The following is a 26,321-nucleotide window of genomic DNA, read 5'->3' as shown; positions in this document are numbered from 1 at the left end:
ATGGGAATGAATCTGCCGCACCGCCTGCTCTGCCGCTCCGCCGCGTGGGAACGCACCAGCGCGACCAAGATCGTGCCGTGGGCGGTCTCGGACGTCGACCTGGGCGACTCGGCCCTCGAGATCGGGCCGGGCTACGGCGCGAACGTCGAGGCACTGCGCCATCGCGTACCGCAGCTCACCGGGCTCGAAATCGACCCGGCACTCGCGACCCGCCTACGCGAACGCAAGAGCGGTCGGATGCGGGTACTCGACGGCGACGGCACCGCAATGCCGTTGCCGGACGAAGAATTCAGCTCGGTCGTCTGCTTCACCATGCTCCACCACGTGCCCTCGCCCGCACAGCAGGACGCCCTGTTCGCCGAGGCGTTCCGGGTACTCCGCCCCGACGGCACCTTCGCCGGCAGCGACGGCATCGACCGCCTCGGCTTCCGCCTGCTCCATATCGGCGACACCTGCGTCCCGGTCCCTCCGGACACGCTCACCGACCGCCTGACCCGCGCCGGTTTCACCGGTATCGAAATAGACACCACCGCAACAAGTTTCCGCTTCCGAGCCCGCCGCGCCGGCTGATCCGCTCAGTCGTCGGCCATCCGGAAGGCGCCGTCCTCGAGCCGTCCGATCAGTCGCCGGGTCCACGCCGCCCGGCTGTCGGCGGTGTCCAGCCACAGGCCGATGACCTCGCCGACCGGGCCCCAGGTGTCGAGATCGGTGTCCGGCGGAAGGTGGGTGGTGATGCTCGCCCGCCATTCGTCCAGCTCACCGGCTCGCTCTTCGAGCAGCGCAATGGCATCGGTACGGGACAGATCGTCGATGAACCCCACGGCCGCGGCGAGCACGTCCATTCGGGGGTCGCGGCGGGCCAGCGCCGAGCGCAGCAGCTCGAGATACGCCCGCTCGCCGCCGGCCGTCACCTCGTACTCCATGCGCGGTGGCCCACCCGCCTCGCTCGGTGCGGTGCCGTGCACGCGCAGCAGCTCGTCCCTGGTCAGGGATTTCAGTGCGTTGTACACCGAACCCGAAGTGGCCCTGGCCCATTCGTGTGCACCCCAGGACTCCAGGTCCGCGCGCACCTGGTAGCCGTGCGCGCGGCCGCGACGCCGGACCGCGCCGAGAACGAGCAATCGAACCGCCGTCACGGGGAGTCTCCTGTTCGAGGTATCAGGCGGTGCTGTTCCGCGCCTGATGGGGGCCTACGTGGTTACGCAAGCTACCTCCTTCGGCCCTGACCCATCAGGCGAGGGTGGTGACCCACCACAGTGTGCCGAACGGGTCGACGAAGCCACCCGTGCGGCTACCGTCGTCCTGGATGGTGACCGCCGCCGCGGACCGCGCGCCGGCGGCGATCGCCCGGTCGTGGACACCGTCCGGGTCCGGCACCGTGGCCCACAGCTGGACGTGCACCGGCTCGGCGGGTGAACTCAGGCAGCGGCCGCCGTCGGGACCCGAGTCGGCGAAGAACACCGAGCTGTCGCCGATGCGCGCCTCGGCGTGGATCACCCGCTCCGGGTTCGATTCCAAGGGGATCATGGTCGACACCTGTGCACCGAAGGTGCGTTCCAGGAACGCACCGTATACGCGCGCATCGTCGACCATGACGTAGGGCCTTATCGCAGACATCCGATCTCCTGACCAGCCATATGTGTTGACAGGTCGACCGTAGCTCGAGTAGCCAAATTTGGCTAGCTCGATTCCGTCGCCCCGGATGGTCGTCGAACAGCGGCCGGCGGTCGCTCATTCGTCCGATCGATCCGGTCGGTGTCGCAGCGACACGCAGGCGAAGCCGGGACGCTACGGCATGTGCCGAGGTTGCGTTCCTCGATGGGGGGGCACGCCGGTGTCCGTGACTCCGGGAACCGGCCCGGCACTGCTCTTCACGCCGGGGCGAACGGGATGCCGTCACCGCCGGCCTCGGCGGTGGCGGGTTCGACCGGCCCACGGGTCGACGACTCCTTCCTACGCTGGGTAATCGCAAGACGGAAACGGACTCGCGCCGAACGGGTTTCGGTACGAGGCCATTCAGTGGTGTCGAGTGGCCTTCGACCGGACGGCAGCCCATGAGTCTTCGAAACCGGCCGGTGAGCTGGTGGGGAGAATGGGCGCATGATCGGGCGTTCGACTACCTGGCGCCGTCCGCCGATCTCGGGGCGGCGTCGGCCGAGGAGTTCGGTGTCACCGATATCGACGGGTGCGGGCGATGGTTCTCGACCATCATCGGCTGCGGCGCACCGGCGACCGGAGGACGGAGACCTTCCGGGTCGCCGACCGTATCGACGCCGGCCGGGGTCCGGTGCGCCGGGCGGAGGTGAAAGCCGTTGTCGCCGAGCTGCCGTACCTCGGGTTCCACACCTTCCTCCTGCGATACGCCGCAGCCTACGGTCTCCGGCACCCGACGCGACCGCTCCCCATGCTCCGCTGGTAGCCGAGACTGCCTGGACGGGCGTGTACTGGTGCGGGAGATACGCAGAAGTTACTGTCCCTCATGCACATTCGCGGATCTTCCACTCCCGTCCGGGACCGGACCGAAGAACATCGCGGGATCGAGGGTGTCGATCGGTGTCCAGCGGGGTGGCGGCGCGTCGGTGTCGGCGGGGGCGTTGTCGGTGTCCCGGTATCCCTGTAACTCCAGGGCCAGCCAGGGGTTCTCGTCCACGGCACGGGCGAGGGCATAGCAGGTGGCGAGCAGGTGCAGGCAGCGGGACTTACGGGCCGAGCAGGAGCAATCGCTGTTATGCAGCCGCGGGGCCACGGAGATCCCCGCGTCGCGCAGTGCCCGGTGCGCGCTGTCGGGGAGTTCGACCGTGCCGGAGGGGATCCGGGCCGAAACCGCCCCGATCGTCTCGGCGGACAGGGGTTCCACCTCGAGATAGGTTACCGATGCCTCGGATCCGCGATGGATGGCGGCGCGCACCGTCCGCCCTTCGAGCTCCAGCTGAACTCCGCCGTTGCGGGCGACGCTGCGCGCCCGGGGAAGTAGCGGTTCGGGCCGCGAGATCGATACCGGCTCGGCCAGGCGCACCCAGTCCATACCCCAGGCGGTGTATCCGAATTCGTTGTCGGCCAAGTCAGTTCACTCGCTTCCGGCGCAGGATATCCAGCAGATGGTCGTCGTCCAGGCGAGCCAGGGCGGCGATGCCCGAATCGCCGCCCGCCGCACCGGTATCGGTGAGGTCGGCGAGGGCGGACTTGCGGCCGTGCATGCCGGCGATGTGCTCCTCCACGGTGGTACCGGTGGTGAGCGTGGTGATGGTGACCGGGCGGGTCTGGCCGATCCGGTGTGCCCGGTCGGACGCCTGGGATTCGACGGCCGGATTCCACCAGCGGTCGTAGTGCACCACGTCGGCGGCGCGGGTCAGCGTCAGCCCCGTACCGGCCGCGCGCAGGCTCAGCACCAGCACCGGTGGGCCGTCCTCGGACTGGAAGCGGCGCACGATCTCGCCGCGCTCGGTCGCGTTCAGCCCGCCGTGGAAGAACGGCGCCGCGACCCCGAGCTGCTCGGCACAGTACCGGACCAGCAACTCTCCGGTGCGCCGGTACTGCGTGAAAACCAGTGTGGGCGAACCGGTATCGAGATTGTTGGCCAAAATGTCGGCACAGACGTCGAACTTGCCGGAGCGGCCCGTCAACTCGTCCAAGTCCCCGCTCACCAGCCCCGGATGGTTGCACACCTGCTTGAGGGCGGTGAGCGCCGCCAGCACGCGGGTGTGCCGCTGTGCACCACTGCCGAAGCCGTCGGCCTCGGCCCGGTCGAGCACCTCGTCGTAGAGGCGCTGCTGCTCACCGGTGAGATCGCAGACCAGATCGCAGTGGATCTTCGGCGGCAGGGCGGCCGCCACCTGAATCTTCTTGCGTGCCAGCACGATCGGTTCGATAGTGTCGCGCAGGCGGACCGCGGCCGCCGTGGAGCCCTCGTGGATCGGCCGCACGAACCGCCGCCGGAACTGCGCCTTGTGCGTGAACGCCCCGGGCGTCACGAGATTGAGCAACGCCCACAGCTCGTCGAGATGGTTCTCCACCGGAGTGCCGGTGAGCGCGATCCGGGCATCGGCCGCCAGCGCCCGCGCCGCCCGCGACACCTGCGTCCGCGGATTCTTCAGCACCTGCGCCTCATCGAAAACCACGGTCGCCCACTGCTGTTCGGCCAGGATGCGGCCGTGCCCGCGCAGCGTCGGATACCCGGTCACCACGATCGTCCCCGGTTCGGCGGCATCGAGATCACCACCGCGCCACATGACCGGACGCAGCCCCGGCGCGAACCGCTCGATCTCGTGCACCCAGTTGCCGACCAGCGAGGTCGGACAGACCACCAACTGCGGCCCCGCGCCGGCGCGACCGAGCAGATACCCGATCGCCTGCACCGTCTTGCCCAGACCCATCTCGTCGGCGAGCACGGCCCCACCGTGCGCGGCGACCGTCTCGCGCAGCCAGGCGATTCCGCGCGCCTGATAGGGCCGCAGTTCGGCCTTCAGCGTTGCGCGTAGTTCGCCCGCGACGGCCTGAGTCCCCGTGCAGGCCCGCACCGCTCGCTCGGCCGAGACGATCGCCGTCCCCGCGGCATTCGGTACAGCGTGCCCGGCGGGCGGCAACTCGGCCGCCGCGCGATCCGTCTTCGCCGCCTCGCGCTCGGCGTCGGTCGTCGAACCCGCCTCGGCCGCAGTGCGCTTCGTGTCGGTCGCTGTGCGGTGGATCCAGGTCGTGACGCCGGCGTTGCTCGCGGTGCGGTCCGCGCCGATCGCACTGTGCACAGCGCCCGGCGCAGTGTGGTCGGCGTCGAGTGCGGTGTGGTCGGCACGCGCCGTGATGCGGCCGACGCCCAGTGCGGAGCCTTCGGCGTCCGCCGTGGGGCCTGCGGTGGTCGCAGTCTGTTCCGTGTCGGTTTCCGTGCCGTCCGTACCGGTCGCGATTCGGTCCGCAGCCAGGTCGGCATCCAGAATCCTGCGCCAGGCAATGACCGACGGCCCCGGATCGGCGACGGGCAACCCCGCGAAGCGCTCGGGTTCGGCCAGTGTGCACTCGACCGCGACGACGGCGATCTCCGCATCGCCGGTCGCCGGCACGGCGAGCGGGACCGGCTCGATCTCCGCGGTGGGCGGATGGCCCGGACCGGAACCGGTCCACGTCCACAGCGCGAACATGTGCCGATCCGGCAGATACGTGGCGTGGGTGGTAGGCAGGGCAGCCCCCTTCGGATCTGCGTACGACGTACGAGGTATTCTAACTTCGTACATCGTACCGATATTCCCCGAGGAGTGCCGTGGCCGAACAATCGGCCGTCGACCAGGCCGAACAGCTGCTGAACCTGCTGTGGCGCCGAGAGTTGCCACCGCGCTCGTCCACTCGCGGCCCGCGGCAGGGGGTCAGTGTCGACGAGGTGGTGCGCGCCGCCGTGGCGATCGCCGACCGGGACGGCTACGAGAAGGTGTCCATCCGCGCCGTCGCCGCCGAACTCGGCCTCGGCCCGATGACCCTGTACACCTACGTGCCCAGCAAGTGGGCGCTGATCATCCTGATGGTCGACGAGGTCGCCGCCGAGGACGCGCCGATCGACGCGTCCAGGCCCCTGCCCGAGCGGCTGGCGGCGATCACCGGCCAGGTGCGTGCCGAACTGCTGCGGCATCCCTGGCTGCTGGAGGTGCCGCCGTGGCGGCTGGTGCTGGGGCCGGGCCGGATGCGCCGCTACGAGCGGCAGCTGGCCGCCCTGGACGGTGCGGGCATGACCGATCTGGAGATGGATCGGGTGATCGCGGTGCTGTCGGAATTCGCGACCGGCAACGCCCGGATGGCCGTCGCCGCGCGGCGCAGCGCGCAGGAGATGAGCGACGCGCAGTGGTGGGAAGTGCACGGCCCCTTGCTGACCCGGGTGATGCCCGCCGAGGAGTTCCCGCTGTCGTCGCGGGTCGGCGCCACGGTGGGGGAGAAGTACCAGGCGCCCGCCGACCCGGACGGCGCCTTCGGGTATGGACTGGACCGCTTGCTCGCGGGCATCGAGGCGGGACTGCCCCGGTGACGAAGAACGGGCGGCCATATGGCCGCCCGTTGCGTGGTGTTCGAAGTGGGAGGGTTCAATTGTCTGTCGAGCGGACTGAAGGAGCTGATTACAGCGCCGGTGCCGACTCCGTGTCGATCACGGCTTCGAGCTCACGGAGACGATCCATGTGCTCATTGGCGTGATGCTGGCAGAAGAGCAACTCGCCACCACCGGGAAGGATCGCGCGCACGCGCGCGGCCGCCCCGCAACGGTCGCAACGATCGACCGCGGTCAGTGGGGTGCTAGTCAGTGTTCCTGGCATGACTCCTCCGTCCTGGATCCCGGCGCAGAAGACCGTTCACCTGGTTTTGGGGCCCACGGTCCCTTCCGTGGACTCGCTACCGCTACTTCCCAGCAGTGGTTCATGACTACTTTGTCAGACGTTCGGGACGGGGGCTTTGTTCCCGGAGATGTTTCTTTGTGTTATCCCTAACATGACCAGGTATTTCGCGGACAGCGAACACCAGGCCAGCGCAGGGTTACATCCAGGTACCCACTTCCGCGAACAGGCCGATCCAGTTGTCTATCGGGAGACTACCCCGGGCCACCGACAATCACACTCCAGAAGTGGCAAACTTCGAGGCCACCAGCGGTTTCGGCGGCCGTGCGGCCGGCCGCGCCGACCGGATAGGGTCGAGTCATGGCCGTCGACAACGCTCTGAACAGCGACAACACCCGAGAAGGCAAGGCGGACAGCCTGGTTCACATGTGCACCCGGGAGGAGTGGGAGGCCGACCGGTCGGCCGCGCAGCGCAGCCCGCAATCGCTGCGCAGCGAGGGTTTCATCCACCTGTCCACGCCCGAACAGGTGCGGTTGCCCGCGAACCGTCTGTTCCCCGGGCGGCAGGACGTGCTGCTGCTGTGGCTGGATCCGGAGCGGCTCGGCGCGCCCGTGCGGTGGGAGCCCGGTGTTCCGGGCGATCCGGCGGCAATGCGTTTCCCGCACCTGTACGGTCCGCTGCCGGTCGCGGCGGTCACGGCCGTCACCGAATACCGGCCGGGTCCGGACGGCACCTTCGGCGCGCCGTCGCCGCCACCGACCGCCTGAGCCGCCGAACCCGGACATCCGCCTAGTCTGGATCTGTGAACGTCGATGTGACAGCGCTGCCCGGGATCGGGGTACGCAAGGACTTCGAGGTCCGGTCGGGTCGCCGGGTCGGTGTCGTCGCCCATCGCGACGGCGGGCTCGACCTGATCCTGTCCAAACAGGAGGATCAGGACGCCTGCGCCGCGCAGGTCCCGCTGACCACCGACGAGGCCGCGGCCCTGGCCAACCTGCTCGGTGCGCCGCAACTGGTCGAGAAGCTGAACGCCGACCACCGTGACATGCCGGGCATCGTCACCCGGCAGCTGCCGGTCGGTGAACAGTCGCCGTACGAGGGCCGCATGCTCGGGGAGACGCGGATGCGCACCCGGACCAAGGCCTCCATCGTCGCGGCGATGCGGGCAGGACAGGTGCACCCGTCGCCGGGCCCGGATTTCGTACTGTCCGCCGGCGATCTCCTGGTCGTCGTCGGAACACCCGACGGGCTGGACGCGTCCCTGGCGATTCTGACCGACGGGTGAACCGGTGGGCGCCACCGCGTTAGCCCTGGTCCAACTCGGTTCGATCCTGTTCGTCCTCGGTGTGCTCGGGCGCGTGGCCGGCCGGTTCGGGATGTCGCCGATCCCGCTGTATCTGCTGGGCGGCCTGGCGTTCGGCAAGGGTGGCGTGATCGAGCTGCAGTCGGCCAGCGAGTTCGGCCACGTGGCCGGCGAGATCGGCGTGGTGCTGCTGCTGTTGCTGCTGGGCCTCGAGTACACCGCGCCGGAGCTGGTGACCGGACTGCGGCGCTCCTGGCTCGCCGGTCTGGTCGACATCGTCGCGAACGCGACACCGGGCGTCGTGGTGGCGCTGCTGCTCGGCTGGGGCCTCGTCGGCGCCGTCACGCTGGGTGGGGTCACCTACATCTCGTCGTCGGGGATCGCGGCCAAGGTGCTCAACGATCTGGGCCGGCTGGGTAACCGGGAGACGCCGGTGGTGCTGTCCATCCTGGTGTTCGAGGACCTGGCGATGGCGGTGTATCTGCCGATCCTGACGACGCTGCTGGCGGGCATGGGCTATCTGGCGGGGCTGCGCACGCTGGCGGTCGCGCTGCTGGCGATCACCGTCGTGCTGCTGATGGCGCTGCGCTTCGGCAAGTACGTGTCGGCCCTCGTGGACTCTGCCGACCGGGAGGTGTTCCTGCTCCAACTGCTGGGCGCGGCGCTGCTGGTGGCCGGGCTGGCCTCGGAACTGAACGTCTCGACCGCGGTCGGCGCGTTCCTGCTGGGCATCGCCATCTCCGGATCGACGGCGCAGAACGCGGCCCGGCTGCTGGAACCGCTGCGCGATCTGTTCGCGGCGATCTTCTTCGTGGCGTTCGGGCTCAACACCGATCCGAAAGCCATACCGCCCGTGCTGGTCTGGGCTCTGTTGCTGGCGGTGGTGACCACGGTGACCAAGATCGGCACCGGCTGGTGGGCGTCGGCGCGGCAGCGCATCGGCCTGATGGGCCGGGCGCGGGCCGGGGCCGCCCTGGTGGCGCGCGGCGAATTCTCCATCGTCATCGCGGGACTGGCCGTGACGGTGGGCGCGATGGACGAGAAGCTGGCCGCGCTCGCCTCGGCCTATGTGCTGTTCATGGCCGTGCTGGGCCCGATCGCCGCCCGGGTGGCCGAACCGGTGGTGCGCTCGGTGCAGCGGCTGCGGCGGCCCGCGCCTGTCGGCGGCTGAGCCACCGCGATCCGGCTGGCGCGATCGCGCCCACCAGGAAGCCGATCAGCACCGCGGTCAGAGGGCCGTAGTCGGTGACGGTGCGCCCCTGCCAGGCCGCCGCATCGAACCAGATCAGCAGCCCGCCCGCCCACACCGTCACACCGGACAGTCTCACCCGTGCCGGACCGTCCGGCGAGCCGACGCGCCTCGCCGGCACCCACGGCCGACCGTACTGAACAATTGTCCAGTCGTAACACGCCGACACCATGTGCCAACCGGGCAGCAACATTGCCCGGCCACAATTGCCTGCCAGGCGCCCGGCAGGCCGCGGGCGCGGCGCCGTCGCGAGCGGCCGGAGCGTGAGGAGTACGGATGTCCACCGATGCTGTGCCCGCGACCACGAGCACCGACGAGTATCTGGCGAAACGGACGCTGCGCTCCGGCTCGGCGGGATGGCTGCTACTGGCCGGGCTCGGCGTCAGTTATGTGATCTCCGGCGACTACTCGGGCTGGAACTTCGGTCTGGCGGAGGGCGGTTTCGGCGGTCTGCTGATCGCCACGGTGCTCATCGCGGCGATGTACTTCGCCATGGTGCTGGGCATGGCCGAACTGTCGGCCGCGCTGCCCGCCGCCGGCGGGGGCTACACCTTCGCCCGCCGCGCCCTCGGGCCGTGGGGCGGATTCGCCACGGGCACGGCGATTCTCCTCGAATACGCGATCGCGCCGGCCGCCATCGCCACCTTCATCGGCGCCTATGTGGAATCGCTGAACCTGTTCGGGATCACCGACGGCTGGTGGGTGTATCTGGCGGTGTACGCGCTGTTCATCGGGATCCACCTGGCCGGAGTCGGCGAGGCGCTGAAGGCGATGTTCGTGATCACCGCGATCGCGCTGGTGGGGCTGGTGGTGTTCGCCGTGGCCGCCTGGGGGCGCTTCGAGACCGCCAACCTGACCGACATCCCCGTGTCCGCCGACGCCCTCGGCGCGTCGGAGTTCCTGCCGTCCGGGGTATTCGGGATCTGGGCTGCGGTGCCGTTCGCGATCTGGTTCTTCCTCGCCGTCGAGGGGGTGCCGCTGGCGGCGGAGGAGGCGCGCGAACCGGAGAAGAACGTGCCGAAGGGCATCATCATCAGCATGTCCGTGCTGCTCGTCACCGGGGCGGCGGTGCTGGTCCTGTCCACCGGGGCGCTGGGTGCCGAGGCGCTGTCGGGGTCGGGTAATCCGCTGGTGGAGGCGCTCGGCGACGGCGGCACGGCGAAGGCGGTGAACTACATCGGCCTGGCCGGGCTGGTCGCGAGCTTCTTCTCCATCGTGTATGCGTACTCGCGGCAGACCTTCGCGCTGTCGCGGGCGGGCTATCTGCCGACCGGCCTGTCGGTGACCAACCGGCGGAAGGCCCCGATCCTGGCGTTGATCGTGCCCGGCATCGCCGGATTCGTCCTCTCGCTGACCGGTGCCGGTGCCATGCTGTTGAATATGGCCGTCTTCGGCGCCGCCGTGTCGTATGTGCTGATGATGGTCAGCCATATCGTGCTGCGGGTCCGCGAGCCCCGCATGCGGCGGCCGTACCGCACGCCGGGCGGGGTGGTCACCACCGGATTCGCTCTGGTGGTCGCCTGCGCCGCGGTGGTGGCGACGTTCCTGGTCGATCCGGTGGCCGCGGCGTGGACACTGGCGGCCTTCGTCGCCTTTCTGCTGTACTTCGCCCTCTACAGTCGGCGCCGCCTGGTCGCGAACTCGCCGGACGAGGAGTTCGCGGTGCTGGCGCGCGCGGAACAGGAGCTCGAATGACGGTGTACCGGCAGCGAATCGGTGGTACCGGCTACGCCTTCGAAGGACTGGTCGAGCTGCTGGCCAAGGCCACGCCGCGCCGCAGCGGCGACGAGCTCGCGGGCTGCGCGGCACGGTCGGACGCCGAGCGGGCCGCGGCGCAGTGGGCGCTGGCCGAGGTCCCGCTGCCGGAGTTCCTGGCCGAGCCGGTGGTGCCGTACGAGACCGACGAGGTCACCCGGCTGATCATCGACACGCACGATCGGTCGGCGTTCGCGCGGGTGTCCCACCTGACCGTGGGCGACCTGCGGGACTGGCTGCTGTCGGCGGCGGCCCGCGACGATGCGGCGGCACTGGCCGCCGTGGCGCCGGGCCTGACCCCGGAGATGGTGGCCGCGGTCAGCAAGATCATGCGCAACCAGGATCTGATCGCGGTGGCCCGGGCGGTGCGGGTGCGGTCCGGGTTCCGCACCACCATCGGCCTGCCCGGCACCCTGGCCACCCGGTTGCAGCCCAACCATCCGACCGACGACCCGCGCGGTATCGCCGCGGCGGTGCTGGACGGGCTGCTGCTCGGCTGCGGCGACGCCGTGATCGGGATCAATCCGGCGACCGACTCGCCGCGCGCCACGGCCGATTTGCTCGCCCTGCTGGACGAGGTGCGGCGGCGCTACGAGATTCCCGCCCAGTCCTGCGTGCTGGCCCACGTCACGACCACGCTGGAGCTGATCTCCGCCGGTGCGCCGGTCGATCTGGTGTTCCAGTCGATCGCCGGCACCGAGGGCGCGAATTCCGGCTTCGGCGTGAACCTTTCGCTGTTGCGCGAGGCGAACGAGGCGGGCCGGTCGCTGCGCCGCGGCACCGTCGGCGACAACGTCATGTACTTCGAGACCGGTCAGGGGTCGGCGCTGAGCGCGGACGCCCACCGGGGCGCCGGCGGCGCCCCGGTGGATCAGCAGACCCTCGAGGCCCGCGCGTACGCCGTTGCGCGGGAACTGGATCCGCTGCTGGTGAACACGGTGGTCGGCTTCATCGGACCGGAGTACCTCTACGACGGCAAACAGATCGTCCGGGCCGGCCTGGAGGACCACTTCTGCGGCAAGCTGCTCGGCCTCCCGATGGGTGTCGACGTCTGCTACACCAACCACGCCGAGGCCGACTCCGACGATATGGACACCCTGCTGACCCTGCTGGGCGCCGCGGGCGCGGCCTTCGTCATCGCCGTCCCGGGCGCCGACGACGTGATGCTCGGCTACCAGAGCCTGAGCTTCCACGACGCCCTCTATGCCCGAAAGGTGCTCGGCCTGAGGCCCGCCCCGGAATTCGCCGACTGGCTCGACCGCCTCGGCCTGCTGGACGCGCAGGGACGCATCCGCGAGGTCGAACCGCTGTCCTCACCCCTGCGCGCCCTGGCGGGCGGGGGATGAACCTGCCGGAGAGCGAATTCCGCCGTGCCGGTGCGTCGTCGTGTTCCGCCGGTAGGCCGGCACGTCGGTCCGGATCGAAGCGGGCGCCCGATCCGGATGGCAGGCTCCCGGTCGAACAGAGGGATTGCGGGCGTGCCGGGGCGTCCGCCTCGGTCGGTCCGGGGGTCGAGCGGGTCGGCAAGTCGTTCGGCCGCGATGTCGGCGAGAGGGACATATATCGAATACGGTGTGCGCGAGGGCGGTCGGGATGCCGCAAGTATGGCGTACCGCTCGTGCGGCGGAGACCGGAGTCGTGCGGGGAGTCGAGGTGAGGCGAGTGCCCGAGTTCGTGGCCGACGATGCGGTGGCAGGCGGGGCCGGTTCGGCCGCTTCTACGGAATCCGATGTGTCCCAGGAGTTCTGGGACGCGCTGCGAGTGACCACCCAGGCGCGGATCGGGCTCGGGCGGGCGGGTGATGCGTTGCCGACGCGGCGGGTGCTGGAGTTCGCGGCGGCGCACGCGGAGGCCCGCGACGCCGTGCACGCGCCGTTGGCGGTGGATACCCTTGCCGCGCAGGTGGCCGAGATCGGCTGGGGCAGACCGGTGCACGTGCGCAGCCGGGCGGTGGATCGTTCGCAGTACCTGCGGCGGCCGGATCTGGGGCGATTGCCGGAAACCGATCTCGGGCAGGAACTGTCACCGGCCGAGGGTGCGGATATCGGCGTCGTCCTGGCCGACGGGCTCTCGCCGCGTGCGCTGCACGAGCACGGGCCCGCGATGCTCGCGGCCCTGAAAGCCGAACTGGAGCAACGGTATCGGCTCGCGCCGCCGGTGCTGGCCACCCAGGCGCGAGTGGCGCTCGGCGACCACATCGGACAGGCACTCGGCGTGCGGACCGTGCTGGTGCTGATCGGGGAGCGTCCGGGGCTCTCGGTGGCCGACAGCCTCGGCATCTATCTCACGCACGAGCCGCGTCCGGGACGCGCCGACTCCGAACGCAACTGCGTCTCGAATATCCACCCACCGGAAGGACTCGGTTACGCGGCCGCTGCGGCGGTGGCCGCCGGGCTGGTGGCCGGTGCGCGCCGGCTGGGCCGGTCCGGGGTCGAACTCAAGGACACCACCGACCACACCGGATCGCGGAGCATCGAGGGAGGTGCGGGGGCGACCTGAATCGGGTTCCGGTGCGCGTTCGGTGGACAACATGCCGGAAAACCACACTGCCACAACGGCATTAGCATCCACATCCGGCGGTTCACCACCACCGCCGGCGGCGGCGCGGATCGAACTCGGGTGCCTCGTGGGCGCCGGGTTGTGAGCGGCTGGGCCAATAGCGGCTGGCGTGCTGGCCGCGGATGCGGCTGAGATCCGGTTCGTCGATCTCGGTGATACCGACCTGGATCAACAGCAGCATGGTGACCATGCTGACGCCGACGATCAACGGGGCCAGCAGTTGATGGGCCTGGGCGCCGGCCGGTGCGTGCAGGTGCGGATCGCCCTGTGCGTACATGGCGAACATTCCGGTGTAGTGCATGCCGCACACCGCGATCCCCATGATCAGCGCCGCGCCGAGGGTCGCTGCGAGGCCGCGAATGTGCAGGGCGAACCACAGCGCCGCGGTCGCCGCCACCACCGCGATCACGATCGACAGCAGCACCATCCACGGGTTGTACCGCACGGCCACATCGGCCTTCATCGCATACATCCCCGCGTAGTGCATGGCGCCGACGCCGAGCCCGGTGACGCCCCCGCCGATCGGCAATGCGAAATCGCCGCCCTGCCTGCGGATGACGATCGACAACCCGACCCACACCACGGCGACCGCGACCGCCGCGCTGAACAGCGTGATCGGAATGTTGTACCGGATGGTCGCCGAGTGCACCGAAAACCCCAGCATCGCAATGAAATGCATGACCCAGATCCCGGTCCCGCCGAGCGCCACGGCCGCCGCAGCGAGCCAGCCGTTGTGCCGGCTGCTCGCGCGGGCCCGGACCATGCAGCGCAGCGCCAGCAACGAGCCGACGACCGACATGAGATAGGCCAGAACGGGAGTGAGCAACCCGTAGGTGAAGTGATCGATATCGAGCATGCCGGCTCCTTGCCAGGATGGTTCCCGCCGACCGATCGTCGGCAACAGGCCGAACCATAGCGGCGTACTCGCAGGTAGTAAATTTGCAGCAGAATGATCCTGAAAATATTTCGGATTTGCCGGGCGGCATGCGCCCTGCTGACGGCCCTCTCGGAGGCCCGGCGCGGCACAGAGTTGCGTGTCGATCCCGCTTGACGCCCGTCGGGCCGGGTAGAGCAAACCGTCCGCACTGACCACCCGGTATGGAACCGCCACGCGGACAAGCACACTCGCACCAGGGTCGGAGGAGTGCCGATCAGTGCACCGAGATTCGCGCCTTGCCAGGGGTGCAGCGGTACTCGGTTGGCCGGAACTGCGCTGTGGGCGTACGGGTTCCAGAGGGGTTGTAGCGGCGCACAGGGAGCAGTACCGGTACTCGAAGAGTTCGAAGTAGCACGCGCGGGTCGAAGCGGTAGTCGGACCGGTTGTCGGGGAACCGCAAGGCGTACAGGATATCGCCGTTCCGCCTGGAGGTAGCGGAGGCGCCGGAAAGTCCTAGTGGCACAGGAGAAGTCGGCACCGTTGGCCGTCATAGCGCGTCGACGCGGCGCAGGAGCGCGGACGGCCCGGCGTGGGTGTCGGCGGCCCGCCCGCACACCGATCCGCGGCGTACGTGGACTACATCGGCGGCATCGGGCGCAGGTCCATCCGGCGCATCATCCGGTCGACGAGGTCGGGCGGAATCCCGGGTTCGCGGCGGGCGGCCATCGCCTCGGTGCGTCCCGCGTCCATCACCTGGTTGCTGATCGCGCGCATCTTGCCGGTGAAGCGCAGCGCGCGGTCGACGGACTTGGCGTCGTCGTCGGCGGCCTCCGCGGCCTCCGGGTCGGCGCGGGCGAGCCGGCGCTCGAATCCCTCGCGCAGGCGCTGGTAGACCTCGTCGGGCAGATCCTCGGTATCGGTGATCTCCTCCAGCCGGGCCAGCTCGGCGCGCAGGATCCGGGTCCACAGCCGGCGTTCCAGGACGCGTTCCTGCTCGGTGTCGGCCTCCACATGCGTCGCGCGCACCACCGCGGGCAGCGTCGGCCCCTGCACCAGCAGGGTGAACAGCACGACGGCGAAGGCGATGAACAGGATCTCGGCCCGGCCCTCGAAGGCCTCGCCGGTGTCGGTGGTGAGGGGGAGTGCCACCGCCAGCGCCACCGTGACCACGCCGCGCATACCGGCCCACCAGGTGACGATCGATTCTCGCCAGGTGTGCGGCTCGTCGGCGTCGCCGCGTCGCCACCACCGTTGGAACACCTCGGTGGTGGCCAGCAACCAGACCAGCCGCAGCAGCACCACCACCGCGACCACGGCGGCGGCGCCCCCGAGCAGGCGCTCCCAGTCGGGGCCGGTGGCCGACAGCACGGTGGTCAGCTCGAGACCGATCAGTCCGAAGGCGATACCGGTGACCAGCAGGTCGATGACGTCCCAGAACGAATCGCCGACGATGCGGTAGGCGCTGTCGCTGAAGTCGGTGGCGGCGTCGGTCAGATACAGCGCGCAGACCAGCACGGCCAGCACCGCGGAACCGTGCCAGGCGTCGGCGAGCCCGTAGGCGGCGAACGGCAGCACCAGCCCCAGCGCGACCTGCCAGGCGGCCTCGTCCAGCTTGCGCATGATCCGGCTGCCGGCCCACCCCAGCGCCAAGCCGACCGCGATCGCGACCACCGCCGACACCACGAACTCGACCGCGGTGTGCCAGGCCGAGAAGCGCCCGGTCACCACCGCCTGCACCGCCACCTCGTAGAGCACGACCGCGGTGACATCGTTGAACAGGCCCTCGCCCTCGAGCACGGAGACCAGGCGGCGCGGCAGCCCGAGCCGGTCGGCCACCGCGCTGAACGCCACCGGATCGGGCGGCGCCACCAGGGCGCCCAGCGCGAGGGCCGCGGCCAGCGGTACCGCCGGGTACCAGGCGTGGAATACCGCGGCCACCGCCACCGCCGTGGCCACGACCAGGCCGACCGCGCGCAGCAGGATCGGGCCGGAGTTGGCGGCGAACTGCTGCCAGGAGGCGCGCCGCGCGGACGCGTAGAGCAGCGGCGGCAGGACCAGCGGCAGGATCAGCTCGGGATTGATATCGATATCCGGCACGAACGGCAGCACCGCCAGGACCAGCCCGAACACCGTCATCAGCACGGCCGGGGCCAGGCCGATCCGGCGCCCCACCGGTTGCGCCAGGATGGTCGCGAAGGCCAGCACGAACACCAATACCAACTGATCCACGACCGTCGAGTCTGCTGGCGGATCGCGGAGAATACCCGTAAGCGGTCCGGCGAGTCGGCGTGGATCCGGTTGCGGCCGAGCCGCTCACGCGGGGTGGCCGCGGGTGGCGGGCCGGGTCCGGCCGCGGTACCCGCACCGAAAGCAGGACGCCCCCGCGGACCCGTCCGCGGGGGCGCCCGATGCGGGTGTCGCGCTCAGTCCAGGTAGTCGCGCAGGACCTGCGACCGGCTGGGGTGGCGCAGCTTGCTCATCGTCTTCGATTCGATCTGACGGATGCGCTCGCGGGTCACGCCGTACACCTGGCCGATCTCGTCGAGGGTGCGGGGCTGGCCGTCGGTCAGGCCGAAGCGCAGCCGCACCACGCCGGCCTCACGCTCGGACAGCGTCTCCAGCACCGACTGCAGCTGGTCCTGCAGCAGCGTGAAGCTCACCGCGTCGACCGCGACGACCGCCTCGGAATCCTCGATGAAATCGCCCAGCTGCGAATCGCCCTCGTCGCCGATGGTCTGATCCAGCGAGATGGGCTCGCGGGCGTACTGCTGGATCTCGAGGACCTTCTCCGGGGTGATGTCCATTTCCTTGGCGAGCTCCTCGGGCGTGGGCTCGCGGCCCAGGTCCTGCAGCAGCTCGCGCTGGATACGGCCCAGCTTGTTGATGACCTCGACCATGTGCACCGGAATGCGGATCGTCCGGGCCTGGTCGGCCATGGCGCGTGTTATGGCCTGCCGGATCCACCAGGTGGCGTACGTGGAGAACTTGTAGCCCTTGGTGTAGTCGAACTTCTCCACGGCGCGGATCAGGCCCAGGTTGCCCTCCTGGATCAGGTCCAGGAAGGCCATGCCGCGGCCGGTGTAGCGCTTGGCGAGCGAGACCACGAGCCGGAGGTTGGCCTCCAGCAGGTGGTTCTTCGCGCGGTTGCCGTCGCGCATGATCCAGTTCAGGTCGCGCCGGACCTGGACGGCCGGCTTCTCGCCCTTGTCGGAGAGTTCCCGCAGCTTCTCGGTGGCGTACAGGCCGGCCTCGATGCGTTTGGCGAGTTCGACCTCCTCCTCGGCGTTGAGCAGCGCGACCTTGCCGATCTGCTTGAGATAGGCGCGCACCGAGTCGGCGGAGGCGGTGAGCTCGGCGTCCTTGCGGGCCTGCCGCAGCGCCTCGGACTCCTCCTCGTCCCAGACGAAGTCGCCGGAGGCCTTGTCCTTCTCGGTCGGCTCGTCGGCCTCGTCCTCGTCGTCGGCGACGGTGACCGCCTCCGCGACGAGTTCGCCGTCCTCGGCCAGGTCGTCGTCGGTGACCTCGAGGGTGTCCAGGTCGTCGAGTTCGATCGACTCGTCGTCGACGGCCTCGCCCGATGCGTTCTCGGCGCCGGGCGCGGCCTTCTTCGCAGCGGCCTTCTTGGCCGGTGCTTTCTTGGCCGCTTTTGCCGGGGCCTTCTTGGCGGGTGCCTTCTTCGCGGCGGTCTTCTTGGCGGGAGCCTTTTTGGCGGCAGCCTTCTTGACCGGCCGTGCTGTGCTGCTTTCGGAGGAGTCGGCGGCAGGGGATTCCATGTCGGCCGATTCGGCGGTCTCTCGGGTATTCGTGGCTACCACGTACGCCCTTTCGTGACGGTCTCGTGCGGCGTCACGCCAGATTATTCTTCCGGCGGAGCGGTTCTGTCGGGTTCAGCCCGGCTCTCCGGCCGGGTTCGGGTTCCGGCTCACCGCCGGTCATGCGTTCCATTGTAACGATCCGGACCGAGTGCTATGCCGCAGCCTCGCTGGCGGTTCGCCTCCGATCATGGCGCGAGACCGGTATCGGCGGCCATGGCGGCCCCGACGATGCCCGCGGTATTCCGCAGATGCGCCGCGACGACCGGAGTCCGGTTGCCCAGCAACGGAATCCATGCCTCGGCGTCGCGGCTGATGCCGCCACCGGCGACGAACACGTCCGGCCAGAGCAGGTTCTCGAGCGTGACGAGCACCTTGGTCACCTGTGCGGACCAGTCCTTGTAGGACAGCTTTTTTCGTTCCTTCACCGAGGAGGCGGCGCGGTGCTCGGCCTCCTTGCCGCCGACCTCGATGTGGCCGAACTCGGTATTGGGCACCAGCGTGCCGTGGTACAGCAGCGCGGAACCGATCCCCGTCCCGAAGGTCAGCAGCATGACCAGGCCGTCGATATCGCGCGCCGCGCCGTAGCGGTCCTCGGCCAGCCCGGCCGCGTCGGCATCGTTGAGCACCACCACCTCGCGCCCGCCCAGTGCCACGGAGAACAACTGCCGCGCGTCGGTGTCGATCCATGCCTTGTCGATATTGGCGGCGGTGCGCGCGATGCCGTTGACGACGACGCTGGGCAGCGTGATGCCGACGGGGCCGTCCCAGGCGGCCCGGGTGACCAGCTCGGCCACCGTCTCGGCGACGGCGTTCGGTGTCGAGGGCTGCGGCGTGGCGATCTTGATGCGTTCGTGGGCGAGTTCGCCGGTGCTCAGATCCACGGCCGCGCCCTTGACGCCGCTCCCCCCGATGTCTATCCCGAATGCTTGCCCCCGAGCGGACATTGACGGTCTCCTCGTTCCCTGTGGTGCCGGCCTGATCGCAGGTGCGCGCGGCACGATACACGGCTTTGTGTCGAAACATGGTCTCACCCACCGCGTCCGGCCCGCCGCTACGGGTCGTGCCGGACCAGCCTGATGCGCGTTGTGTGAGATCTGTGCTGCGATGGGTGTCGTGCGCGAAACGAATCCCTCACCGCCCGCCGCCGCGGCCGATCGGCCCCGGACTGCCCCGGACCCTGCCGCCCCCGACGATATCGCCGAATTGCGCCGTGTCGCAGTGCATCTGGCACAGACCGCGGCCGCGCACGTGCGGGCCCGCCGCCCCGAGGTCTTCGGGCCGGGCGCGGCCGCATCGGGCGCCGTGCGGGCCAAGAGCTCGCCCACCGATCCGGTAACGGTGGTCGACACCGAGACCGAGCAGTTGATCCGGCGGCTGCTCGCCGAGCTGCGGCCGGGCGAGCGGGTGCTGGGGGAGGAGGGTGGCGGCAGCGTGGGGGACGCCGAGCAGGTGGTGTGGGTGGTGGATCCGATCGACGGCACCGTGAACTTCATGTACGGCATCCCCGCCTACGCGGTATCGGTCGGCGCGATGCGCGGCGGGCGGTCGCTCGCCGGCGCGGTGGTGGATGTCGTCGCCGGGCAGACCTACAGCGCCGGACTGGGCGCCGGCGCCACCCGGACCGACCCCGACGGAACGGCGCACACGCTGCGCTGCAACGAGATCGAATCGGTCGGTATGACGCTGCTGGCGACCGGCTTCGGCTACGGGGCGGCCCGGCGCGCCCGGCAGGGCAGGCTGATCGCCGAACTGCTGCCGCACGTGCGCGATATCCGCCGGATGGGTTCGGCCGCCCTCGACCTGTGCATGGTGGCCGCCGGCCGCGTCGACGCGCACTACGAGCACGGGCTCAACACCTGGGACTGGGCCGCCGGAGCGCTCGTCGCCGCCGAGGCCGGCGCCCGCCTGGTCCTGCCGCCGGCGGGGACGGCCGGCGGCACCGGCGAGCTGGTGGTGGCCGCGGCGCCGGGGATCGCCGGAGAATTGCTCGATCTGTTCGATCGGCTCGGCGTGTCGAAGGCGATTCCGGAGGGCTGAACGATCCCCGCCGGCCGAGCAACGATCCTGCACGGCGGAGCGCGGCCCACGGCCGGCCCGGTCGCCCGCGGCGGCGACCGGGCTCCGGATCAGCACGTTCCCTTGCGGGCCGCCTCGAGCAGCGTCGAGTCGATCGCCGGTCCGCCCGGCGCCGGATTCTTCAGTGAGCGCAGCACCTCCTCGGCGTCGGTGGACGGGCGCACCTCGTTGCCGAACACCGAGCCGAGCGCCAGGTCGACGGTGTCGTCGGCGCGCTTGTCCTCGACCAGCTCCGCGCAGGGCGCCACCAGCTGCACGGCCGCCGCGGCCTGCCGGCCGTCGACGCCGAACCGGATCTGACCGGTGCAGACCAGGTCGCCGTTGACGTAGACCGGATCGTTGGAGAACTGCGGCGCGGGCGGGCTGGCGAATCCCAGATCGCGCAGTCGGGAGGCGATGTGCTCGGCCAGGCCGCGCTGTCCGGAGGCGTTGTAGACGCGGACCTTGGACTGCGTCAGCGGCGCCGGTTCCACATCCTGCAGCCGCGACGCCGGCACCCGCTGCCCCAGCGGCTCCGGCTGCTTGGCGTTCGGGTCGGCAGCCGGTGTGGGGGAGTTGCAGGCCATCGCCGCATGGCTCTCCGCCTCGGTGGTCATCGCCTTGATCCACACGATCGCGGAGATCAATGCCAGGATCGCCACCAGGGCTACCCAGGGCTGATATCGGCGGCGCGAGTACGGGCGCCCTTTGTCGTCGGCGGCGCGGCCTTCGGTGATCAGTGAAACCACACGCACACCTTACGAGTTCGTGCCGGGCGATCGTGCGCGCGGACGCCTGCGTGGCGGAAGCGGGGCGGACGCGGCAGGCCGCTCGACGGCCTACCGCGGGGTATGACGGCGTATCGCGGGGTATGACGGCGTATCGCGGGGTATGACGGCGTATCGCGGGGTGTCGCGGGGTATGCGGTAGATATCGCCCGGGTAACGATTCGTTCGACGCCCGGGCACGGAATGGGGGTGTGTACGGGTGGCGATGACGATTACTCGTCGGTTTCGACTCGCTTGTGTTTTGATTGCGACTTTTGCTCCCGTGTCCGCTATTGTCTGGCGGCCGATTCGAATCGAACGATGTGAATCAAGGCCGAGTTTTCGGGAACAACCAGGGCATGTCCTGCGTTGACCGAGCGCGATCCGGTACAGGTCCGCCAGGCCTGGCCCGGTCGGCGACAGGTGTACACGTGATGTACGCCACCGGCGGGACGGCGCTCGCCGAGCCGATTCCCAAGGGGTCGGCCGCGGCGGGGCCGGTCCGGGATATACGGAGTAAGGACGAGGGGAAGACGACATGGCAACCGACTATGACGCACCGAGGCGTACTGAGTCCGACGAGGTGTCGGAGGACTCGCTGGAGGAGCTGAAGGCTCGTCGCAACGAGGCCGCGTCCGCCGTCGTGGACGTCGACGACAGCGACACCGCGGAATCGTTCGAACTTCCCGGCGCAGATCTGTCCGAGGAAGTGCTGTCGGTCCGGGTGATCCCGAAGCAGGCCGACGAGTTCACCTGCTCGAGCTGTTTTCTGGTTCATCACCGCAGCCGGCTCGCCAGCGAATCCGGTGGTCAGCCGGTCTGCATGGATTGTGCAGCCTGATCATTCGGCACCGGATCATTCGGCACCGGAGTAATTTCGCCGGCTCGCGCCCGGTTCGCCGGGCGCGGCCGAGACCGGCGTGTGCCCGGCGCAGGTCGACCGGCCTTTCGGCGCCGGTCAGCCCGCGTTGCGCACGCCCAATGCTTTCAGGACCCGGTCCGGTCGGCGCGTACTGATCAGCCAGTACGGCGTCGGATCGTCGGGGTCGTCGAGTACGAGCAATATCAGCGACCCGATCCAGGGTCGATGCTGAACGTAGGCGGCCGGGTCGAGCTGCCTGCCCAGCGCCGCGCTCTTGGCGCTGCCCGGGACCGCCGCCGCCCGGGCCACATACGTTACCGGCAGATGTGCACGGTCCGCGCGCAATTCGGCCGTTCCGTCCGCATCCGGCCCGACCTCCACCCGATGGCGGCTCAGCCACAGCAGCGCCCACACCGGCACCGGCAGCAGCAGGACGTACGGCAGCCAGGCCCGGACGCCCGGCGCGCCCATGTGGACCTCGGCCGCCAGCAGGCCCGCGATCGCCAGGCCGATGGGCCACCACCACCACGGCACCCACAGCCGCTCGCTGTAGGCGGCGGTCTCGGGTCGGCTCATGGTCTCTGGGGGTGTGGCGGAGGGAGCGGACTCGGGGGATGCCGCGGGCTGGTCGGACACGTCCCCAGACTAGTTCGGCGCGCCCGGCTCGATCGCGGCGGGAGCAGGTTGTTTCGTGGCCGTGCCCGGGGGCGGGCATCCTGCCATGTCCTCGCAACGGGCGAGGAGCAACCGCGTAGTCTCGCTGTACGTGACCGGTATTCCACCCATCCCCATGCTGCGGCTCGATCCCGGCATCCCCGCACCCACCCGCGCGCATCCGGGTGACGCGGGCGTGGACCTGTGCACCACCGAAGATGTCATCCTGGAGCCGGGCGAGCGGATGCTCGTCGGCACGGGTGTGGCAGTGGCGCTTCCGATCGGCACGGTCGGCCTGATCCATCCGCGTTCCGGGCTGGCGGCCAAGACCGGACTGTCGATCGTCAACACCCCCGGCACGATCGACGCCGGATATCGCGGTGAGATCAAGGTCTGCCTGATCAACCACGACCCGCGCACCCCGATCGAGCTGCGCCGCGGCGACCGCATCGCGCAGCTGGTGGTGCAGCGGGTGGAGCTGGTGGATTTCGTGGCGGTCGATCGGCTCGACGACACCGCGCGCGGCACGGGTGGACACGGGTCCAGCGGCGGGCATGCGAGCCTGGCCGCGGAGGCGGCCGGTGCGCCTGCCGGCGAGGAGGCATGACGATGTTCGGGCGGAAGAAGAAGCAGGCCGGAGACGATTACCCCCCGAGACGGGGACGCTACGAGGACGACTGGTACGACGAGGTCGAGTACGACGAGTCGGGCTACGCCGGCCCGGAGTACGCCGAGGGCGGGTACGACGCCGACTACGGATACGCGGACGACGCCCGAACCGCGTCCGGCGCAGACGATTACTACCGGTCCGGGTATCGGACGGGCCAGTACGAGCAGCCCGGATATCAGGCCGGTCGGCCCGAGCAGGCCGGGTACCCGCAGGAGCAGCGTGAGCAGCCCGGATACCGGACAGGTGAGCATGAGCAGCCCGGGTACCGAACCGGTCAGTATGCGCAACCTGAGTATCGGACGGGTCAGCATGTGCAACCCGGCTACCGGACCGGTCAGCATGAGCGGCCCGGGTATAGCCCGGATCAGCGTGAGCAGGCTGGGTATCGGACGGGCCAGCATGCGCAGCCGGGGTATCGCCCCGATCAGCGCGAGCAGCCCGGGTATAGCCCGGGCCAGCGTGAGCAGGCCGGGTATCCGACGGGCCAACATGGGCAGCCGGGGTATCGCACGGATCAGCGTGAGCAGCCCGGGTACCGCACGGGTGAGCACGAGCAGCCCGCGTATCGGACAGGCCAACATGGGCAGCCGGGGTATCGCACGGATCAGCGTGAGCAGCCCGGGTACCGCACGGGTGAGCACGAGCAGCCCGCGTATCGGACAGGCCAGCATGGGCAGCCGGGGTATCGCACGGATCAGCGTGAGCAGCCCGGGTACCGCACGGGTGAGCACGAGCAGCCCGCGTATCGGACAGGCCAGCATGGGCAGCCGGGGTATCGCACGGATCAGCGTGAGCAGCCCGGGTACCGCACGGGTGAGCATGAACAGCCCGCGTATCGGACAGGCCAGCATGGGCAGCCCGGGTATCGCACGGATCAGCGTGAGCAGGCCGGGTATCGGACTGGGGAGCATGAGCAGCCTGCGTACCGGACGGGTGAGCATGAGCAGCCTGCGTACCGAACTGGGGAGCACGAGCAGCCTGCGTACCGAACTGGGGAGCACGAGCAGCCTGCGTACCGGACGGGGGAGCACGAGCAGCCCGCGTACCGGACGGGTGAGCACGAGCAGCCTGCGTACCGGACGGGTGAGCACGAGCAGCCCGCGTACCGGACGGGTGAGCACGAGCAGCCCGCGTACCGGACCGGGGAGTACGAGGCCGTCGGGCGTGGCGAGCAGCAGTCCGGCTCCGGTCCGTACGACTACGAGGACGTCGCCGATCTGCTCGACGACATCAACGATCAGCGACTGGACCTGGGCTCGGTCATCCTGCCGGTGCCCGACGGCGGCCAGTTGCAGGTCGAGATGACGCCCGAGGGCACCCCGCAGGCGGTGCATCTGGCCACCGAGCACGGCCGCCTGACGGTGGCCGCCTATGCCGCCCCGAAGTCACCGGGGCAGTGGCGCTCGGTGGTCAACGATCTGAGCGAGTCGCTGCGCAAGGACGGCGCGCAGGTATCGGTCCAGGCCGGTCCGTGGGGCCGTGAGCTATACGCCGTGACCGAGGGCGCCGATCTGCGGTTCATCGGCGTGGACGGCTATCGCTGGATGCTGCGCCTGGTCGCGGCCGGCCCGTCCGGTTCGGTGGACGAGGGCCGCCCGCTGGTGCAGGCCGCCCGCGCGGTCGTCGCCGAGACCGTGGTGCGCCGCGGCGAGGAGCCGCTGCCGGTACGCGAGCCGCTTCCGGTGGTGCTGCCCCAGCAGCTGGCCGACCAGCTGACGGCCGCTCACGAGCAGCAGATGCAGGCCCAGCAGCAGGCGGCGGCCGAGCAGGCAGCTGCGGCACGGGCCCACGCCACCGGCCAGCACCCGGTGATCACCCCGGACCAGCCCCCGCAACCCCGCCGCGGCGTCGAGGGCTCGGCCATGCAGCAGCTGGGCCACAACTGATCGCGTCCGCTTTCAGGTGTTGCCCGGTGGTCGAGGGGGGTCGTCGAATGCCCGGGCCACGGCGAGGCTGTCCTCGTAGATGTGCTGGCGGGTGACCAGGCCGTTGTCGACGGTCAGGTGAAGGGCGAAGCGGGCGCGGTAGGGGCGGTCCGTAGCCAGGGCGGTCTGCCGGATCTCGCCGAGCACCACGGCATCCGGGCCGTCGACGAGGATGCGTTCGATCACCGTCGCCACCTGTTCGGGGTCGTGGTGCGCGGCGAGTTGCCGGTAGTGGGCGGCGATGTCGTCGCGGGTGCGGCGGTGGACGATCCACGGCGTGGCGGCGCGGCCGTGCTCGGCCTCGGGCCAGTTCACCTTCCAGTCGACCTCCGGCGCATACAGTTCGGCGATCCGTCCGGGGTCGCCCGCGGCGATGCGGCGGAGCAACTCCTGCACGATGGCCCGGGTCGTGCCCCCGGCTTCGATGATCATGAGATCACGATGCCCGGTGCGGTCGTGCCGGTCGATTACCTCCGAGGTAAAGCGATTGGGCCGCAGGAGATTCGGCTCGCGCCGCCGGCATCCGCGGCAGGCACGCCGCCGTTCCCGGTCGATTATCGGTGTGTCGCTTGGCGTCCGGCGAGGCGGGACAGGCCGCGGCAGCCGAGGATCGCGGGATCGGCGCCGAGTTCGGCGAGGGTGATGCGGTGCAGCTCCGCCCGGGGAATCAGGGCGGCCCACTGTTCGGCGACCGGCAGCGGATGCACGGGATCGTCGACGGCGGTCACGATGGTCGCCGGGACATGCAGTGCGGCAAGGGTTTCCGGGGCCGGCCAGGAGTAGGTCGCGGCCTCGTCGAGGGCGTCGGGCAGGTGCGGCCACTGCGCCGCCCACGACTGGCTCAGCGCCGCGCCCAGCCAGGCCGGGCTGCTGCCGGTCATGCGTTCCACGACCGCGTCCAGGCCGTCGGCGCGCAACTGCGCGGCGGTGGTGGCGGCACTGATGGCCGCCGGGCACTCGGCGGTGTCGGAGCCGGTCCAGGCCGGCAGCGCGGCGATCACCCCGAAGGCGGAATCGGTTCGCGCGCGGGCCCATTCGACCGCGATGGCGGCGCCCAGCGAGATACCGGCGGCCAGCACCGGCCCGGAGCGGGCCGCGGTGTCCAGCGCGGCGCGGCAGCTGTCCACCACCGCGCGCGGATCCGGTTCGACGGCGAGGAACGGCAGATCCAGTGCGGCACAGGCCGGCCCGAAGGCGCGGCGGGCGAAATCGGCGTCGGATCCGGTGCCGGGCAGGGCGACGACGAGCGCCGGGCGGGGTAGATCGGGCACGTGCCGAAGCCTACGCGGCACCGCCGGCGGTGCCGGTGAGGACCGCGCCCGGCGCCGCCGGAGACAACGGCGTTCGCGACCGGGTGTGCGGGGCCGGAACTACCGGGCCGCACCGTCTCCGGATGCCCGCCGCGCGGCCGCGATCACCGGGTTTCCGGGCGTGTCGGCAACCTCGTCGGTGACGTGCGCCACGGCTGTGGGACCGAGGTGGAAAATCGCTGCATATGGGGTACTCACCCGGCGTGGGCAGCCT

At 70.2% G+C, this 26,321-nt stretch carries 25 protein-coding genes and 1 pseudogene; 13 read left to right on the top strand and 13 right to left on the bottom strand.

All coding sequences use genetic code 11. The features are described 5' to 3' along the window. A complete protein-coding gene (locus D892_RS0136335; protein ID WP_024805960.1) occupies positions 1–570 on the top strand; it encodes a class I SAM-dependent methyltransferase in 570 nt (189 codons plus the stop codon). Positions 571–575: 5 nt separating this feature from the next. On the opposite strand, the gene D892_RS0136330 is transcribed toward D892_RS0136335, so the two are convergent. Together D892_RS0136330 and D892_RS0136325 are read right to left on the bottom strand one after the other, a co-directional pair. After that, positions 576–1,136 carry a PadR family transcriptional regulator gene (locus D892_RS0136330; protein WP_024805959.1) on the bottom strand — a complete coding sequence of 187 codons (561 nt, stop codon included), beginning with the start codon at positions 1,134–1,136 and terminating at the stop codon, positions 576–578. A 94-nt stretch (positions 1,137–1,230) separates the two neighbouring features. Further along, a complete protein-coding gene (locus D892_RS0136325) occupies positions 1,231–1,617 on the bottom strand; it encodes a hypothetical protein (RefSeq protein WP_036567730.1) in 387 nt (128 codons plus the stop codon). 577 nt (positions 1,618–2,194) lie between these two features. On the opposite strand from D892_RS0136325, the gene D892_RS43005 reads away from it, so the two are divergent. After that, positions 2,195–2,419, top strand: a complete 225-nt coding sequence (locus D892_RS43005) for a hypothetical protein (RefSeq protein ID WP_051499334.1) — start codon at positions 2,195–2,197, stop codon at positions 2,417–2,419. Positions 2,420–2,467: 48 nt separating this feature from the next. Here D892_RS43005 and D892_RS0136315 read toward each other — a convergent pair whose 3' ends face one another. Next, positions 2,468–3,061 carry an SWIM zinc finger family protein gene (locus tag D892_RS0136315; RefSeq protein ID WP_024805957.1) on the bottom strand — a complete coding sequence of 198 codons (594 nt, stop codon included), beginning with the start codon at positions 3,059–3,061 and terminating at the stop codon, positions 2,468–2,470. 1 nt (position 3,062) lies between these two features. Further along, a complete protein-coding gene (locus D892_RS0136310; RefSeq protein WP_024805956.1) occupies positions 3,063–5,132 on the bottom strand; it encodes a DEAD/DEAH box helicase in 2,070 nt (689 codons plus the stop codon). 119 nt (positions 5,133–5,251) lie between these two features. Here D892_RS0136310 and D892_RS0136305 point away from each other — a divergent pair, with 119 nt between their 5' ends. Next, on the top strand, positions 5,252–6,004 hold the full coding sequence (locus tag D892_RS0136305; RefSeq protein ID WP_024805955.1) for a TetR/AcrR family transcriptional regulator: 753 nt from the start codon (positions 5,252–5,254) through the stop codon (positions 6,002–6,004). Positions 6,005–6,092: 88 nt separating this feature from the next. Here D892_RS0136305 and D892_RS0136300 read toward each other — a convergent pair whose 3' ends face one another. Further along, complete coding sequence (locus D892_RS0136300) at positions 6,093–6,287, bottom strand: hypothetical protein (protein ID WP_024805954.1); 195 nt, start codon at positions 6,285–6,287, stop codon at positions 6,093–6,095. A 378-nt stretch (positions 6,288–6,665) separates the two neighbouring features. Here D892_RS0136300 and D892_RS0136295 point away from each other — a divergent pair, with 378 nt between their 5' ends. From D892_RS0136295 to eutC, 6 genes are all read left to right on the top strand, one after another. Further along, positions 6,666–7,073 (top strand): DUF952 domain-containing protein, encoded by a 408-nt coding sequence (locus D892_RS0136295; protein ID WP_024805953.1) that lies wholly within the window; start codon positions 6,666–6,668, stop codon positions 7,071–7,073. A 35-nt stretch (positions 7,074–7,108) separates the two neighbouring features. After that, positions 7,109–7,591 (top strand): cation:proton antiporter regulatory subunit, encoded by a 483-nt coding sequence (locus tag D892_RS0136290; RefSeq protein ID WP_024805952.1) that lies wholly within the window; start codon positions 7,109–7,111, stop codon positions 7,589–7,591. 4 nt (positions 7,592–7,595) lie between these two features. Further along, positions 7,596–8,780 carry a cation:proton antiporter gene (locus D892_RS0136285; protein WP_024805951.1) on the top strand — a complete coding sequence of 395 codons (1,185 nt, stop codon included), beginning with the start codon at positions 7,596–7,598 and terminating at the stop codon, positions 8,778–8,780. A gap of 354 nt (positions 8,781–9,134) precedes the next feature. Continuing rightward, on the top strand, positions 9,135–10,553 hold the full coding sequence (eat, locus tag D892_RS0136280) for an ethanolamine permease (protein ID WP_024805950.1): 1,419 nt from the start codon (positions 9,135–9,137) through the stop codon (positions 10,551–10,553). Then, a complete protein-coding gene (locus D892_RS0136275) occupies positions 10,550–11,959 on the top strand; it encodes an ethanolamine ammonia-lyase subunit EutB (protein ID WP_024805949.1) in 1,410 nt (469 codons plus the stop codon). The genes eat and D892_RS0136275 overlap by 4 nt, the downstream gene beginning before the upstream one ends. A gap of 343 nt (positions 11,960–12,302) precedes the next feature. Then, the gene (gene eutC / locus D892_RS0136270) at positions 12,303–13,112 is read left to right on the top strand and encodes an ethanolamine ammonia-lyase subunit EutC (RefSeq protein WP_255360312.1); all 810 of its coding nucleotides are present in this window, start codon (positions 12,303–12,305) and stop codon (positions 13,110–13,112) included. A gap of 82 nt (positions 13,113–13,194) precedes the next feature. On the opposite strand, the gene D892_RS0136265 is transcribed toward eutC, so the two are convergent. The 4 genes from D892_RS0136265 to ppgK all read right to left on the bottom strand — a co-directional run bounded on the left by D892_RS0136265 (position 13,195) and on the right by ppgK (position 18,808). Continuing rightward, on the bottom strand, positions 13,195–14,028 hold the full coding sequence (locus D892_RS0136265) for an MHYT domain-containing protein (RefSeq protein ID WP_024805947.1): 834 nt from the start codon (positions 14,026–14,028) through the stop codon (positions 13,195–13,197). Between the two features lie 657 nt (positions 14,029–14,685). Then, positions 14,686–16,278, bottom strand: a complete 1,593-nt coding sequence (locus D892_RS0136260) for a Na+/H+ antiporter (protein WP_024805946.1) — start codon at positions 16,276–16,278, stop codon at positions 14,686–14,688. A gap of 194 nt (positions 16,279–16,472) precedes the next feature. Then, on the bottom strand, positions 16,473–17,822 hold the full coding sequence (locus D892_RS0136255) for an RNA polymerase sigma factor (protein ID WP_232236248.1): 1,350 nt from the start codon (positions 17,820–17,822) through the stop codon (positions 16,473–16,475). Between the two features lie 227 nt (positions 17,823–18,049). After that, positions 18,050–18,808 carry a polyphosphate--glucose phosphotransferase gene (gene ppgK / locus D892_RS0136250; RefSeq protein ID WP_024805944.1) on the bottom strand — a complete coding sequence of 253 codons (759 nt, stop codon included), beginning with the start codon at positions 18,806–18,808 and terminating at the stop codon, positions 18,050–18,052. A 169-nt stretch (positions 18,809–18,977) separates the two neighbouring features. Between ppgK and D892_RS0136245 the strand changes: the two genes are divergently transcribed. Next, on the top strand, positions 18,978–19,901 hold the full coding sequence (locus D892_RS0136245) for an inositol monophosphatase family protein (RefSeq protein ID WP_369801792.1): 924 nt from the start codon (positions 18,978–18,980) through the stop codon (positions 19,899–19,901). Between the two features lie 89 nt (positions 19,902–19,990). Here the strand turns inward: D892_RS0136245 and cei are convergent, their stop codons facing one another. Further along, the gene (gene cei, locus D892_RS0136240) at positions 19,991–20,668 is read right to left on the bottom strand and encodes an envelope integrity protein Cei (protein WP_024805942.1); all 678 of its coding nucleotides are present in this window, start codon (positions 20,666–20,668) and stop codon (positions 19,991–19,993) included. Between the two features lie 556 nt (positions 20,669–21,224). Between cei and D892_RS0136235 the strand changes: the two genes are divergently transcribed. Further along, positions 21,225–21,527: a DUF4193 domain-containing protein gene (locus D892_RS0136235; RefSeq protein WP_024805941.1), complete on the top strand. Its 303-nt coding sequence runs from the start codon at positions 21,225–21,227 to the stop codon at positions 21,525–21,527. Positions 21,528–21,644: 117 nt separating this feature from the next. Here the strand turns inward: D892_RS0136235 and D892_RS0136230 are convergent, their stop codons facing one another. Then, complete coding sequence (locus D892_RS0136230) at positions 21,645–22,124, bottom strand: DUF3093 domain-containing protein (protein ID WP_024805940.1); 480 nt, start codon at positions 22,122–22,124, stop codon at positions 21,645–21,647. A 214-nt stretch (positions 22,125–22,338) separates the two neighbouring features. Between D892_RS0136230 and dut the strand changes: the two genes are divergently transcribed. Together dut and D892_RS48995 are read left to right on the top strand one after the other, a co-directional pair. After that, positions 22,339–22,809: a dUTP diphosphatase gene (gene dut / locus D892_RS0136225; protein WP_051499333.1), complete on the top strand. Its 471-nt coding sequence runs from the start codon at positions 22,339–22,341 to the stop codon at positions 22,807–22,809. Between the two features lie 1,208 nt (positions 22,810–24,017). Further along, positions 24,018–24,758, top strand: a pseudogene (locus D892_RS48995) (DUF3710 domain-containing protein); the annotation flags it as partial. Positions 24,759–24,770: 12 nt separating this feature from the next. Here D892_RS48995 and D892_RS0136215 read toward each other — a convergent pair. Continuing rightward, positions 24,771–25,229 (bottom strand): nuclear transport factor 2 family protein, encoded by a 459-nt coding sequence (locus D892_RS0136215; RefSeq protein WP_024805937.1) that lies wholly within the window; start codon positions 25,227–25,229, stop codon positions 24,771–24,773. 122 nt (positions 25,230–25,351) lie between these two features. Beyond that, a complete protein-coding gene (locus D892_RS0136210; protein WP_024805936.1) occupies positions 25,352–26,068 on the bottom strand; it encodes an alpha/beta fold hydrolase in 717 nt (238 codons plus the stop codon). Positions 26,069–26,321: the final 253 nt, after the last annotated feature.

Origin of the sequence: Nocardia sp. BMG51109, from assembly GCF_000526215.1 — a bacterium.
GTDB lineage: Bacteria > Actinomycetota > Actinomycetes > Mycobacteriales > Mycobacteriaceae > Nocardia.
The sequence above is the reverse complement of the archived record's forward strand: the minus strand, read 5'-3'. Positions and strand labels throughout refer to the sequence as shown.

Bases quoted from the DNA above. Each gene is read 5' to 3' on its own strand.
- D892_RS0136265 (WP_024805947.1), bottom strand. From the start codon at position 14,028: ATGCTCGATATCGATCACTTCACCTACGGGTTGCTCACTCCCGTTCTG.
- D892_RS0136230 (WP_024805940.1), bottom strand. From the start codon at position 22,124: ATGAGCCGACCCGAGACCGCCGCCTACAGCGAGCGGCTGTGGGTGCCG.
- eat (WP_024805950.1), top strand. From the start codon at position 9,135: ATGTCCACCGATGCTGTGCCCGCGACCACGAGCACCGACGAGTATCTG.
- D892_RS0136255 (WP_232236248.1), bottom strand. From the start codon at position 17,822: ATGGAATCCCCTGCCGCCGACTCCTCCGAAAGCAGCACAGCACGGCCG.
- D892_RS0136295 (WP_024805953.1), top strand. From the start codon at position 6,666: ATGGCCGTCGACAACGCTCTGAACAGCGACAACACCCGAGAAGGCAAG.
- D892_RS43005 (WP_051499334.1), top strand. From the start codon at position 2,195: ATGGTTCTCGACCATCATCGGCTGCGGCGCACCGGCGACCGGAGGACG.
- D892_RS0136310 (WP_024805956.1), bottom strand. From the start codon at position 5,132: ATGTTCGCGCTGTGGACGTGGACCGGTTCCGGTCCGGGCCATCCGCCC.
- D892_RS0136335 (WP_024805960.1), top strand. From the start codon at position 1: ATGGGAATGAATCTGCCGCACCGCCTGCTCTGCCGCTCCGCCGCGTGG.
- D892_RS0136235 (WP_024805941.1), top strand. From the start codon at position 21,225: ATGGCAACCGACTATGACGCACCGAGGCGTACTGAGTCCGACGAGGTG.
- dut (WP_051499333.1), top strand. From the start codon at position 22,339: ATGCTGCGGCTCGATCCCGGCATCCCCGCACCCACCCGCGCGCATCCG.
- D892_RS0136325 (WP_036567730.1), bottom strand. From the start codon at position 1,617: ATGTCTGCGATAAGGCCCTACGTCATGGTCGACGATGCGCGCGTATAC.
- D892_RS0136215 (WP_024805937.1), bottom strand. From the start codon at position 25,229: ATGATCATCGAAGCCGGGGGCACGACCCGGGCCATCGTGCAGGAGTTG.
- D892_RS0136300 (WP_024805954.1), bottom strand. From the start codon at position 6,287: ATGCCAGGAACACTGACTAGCACCCCACTGACCGCGGTCGATCGTTGC.
- D892_RS0136275 (WP_024805949.1), top strand. From the start codon at position 10,550: ATGACGGTGTACCGGCAGCGAATCGGTGGTACCGGCTACGCCTTCGAA.
- ppgK (WP_024805944.1), bottom strand. From the start codon at position 18,808: ATGTCCGCTCGGGGGCAAGCATTCGGGATAGACATCGGGGGGAGCGGC.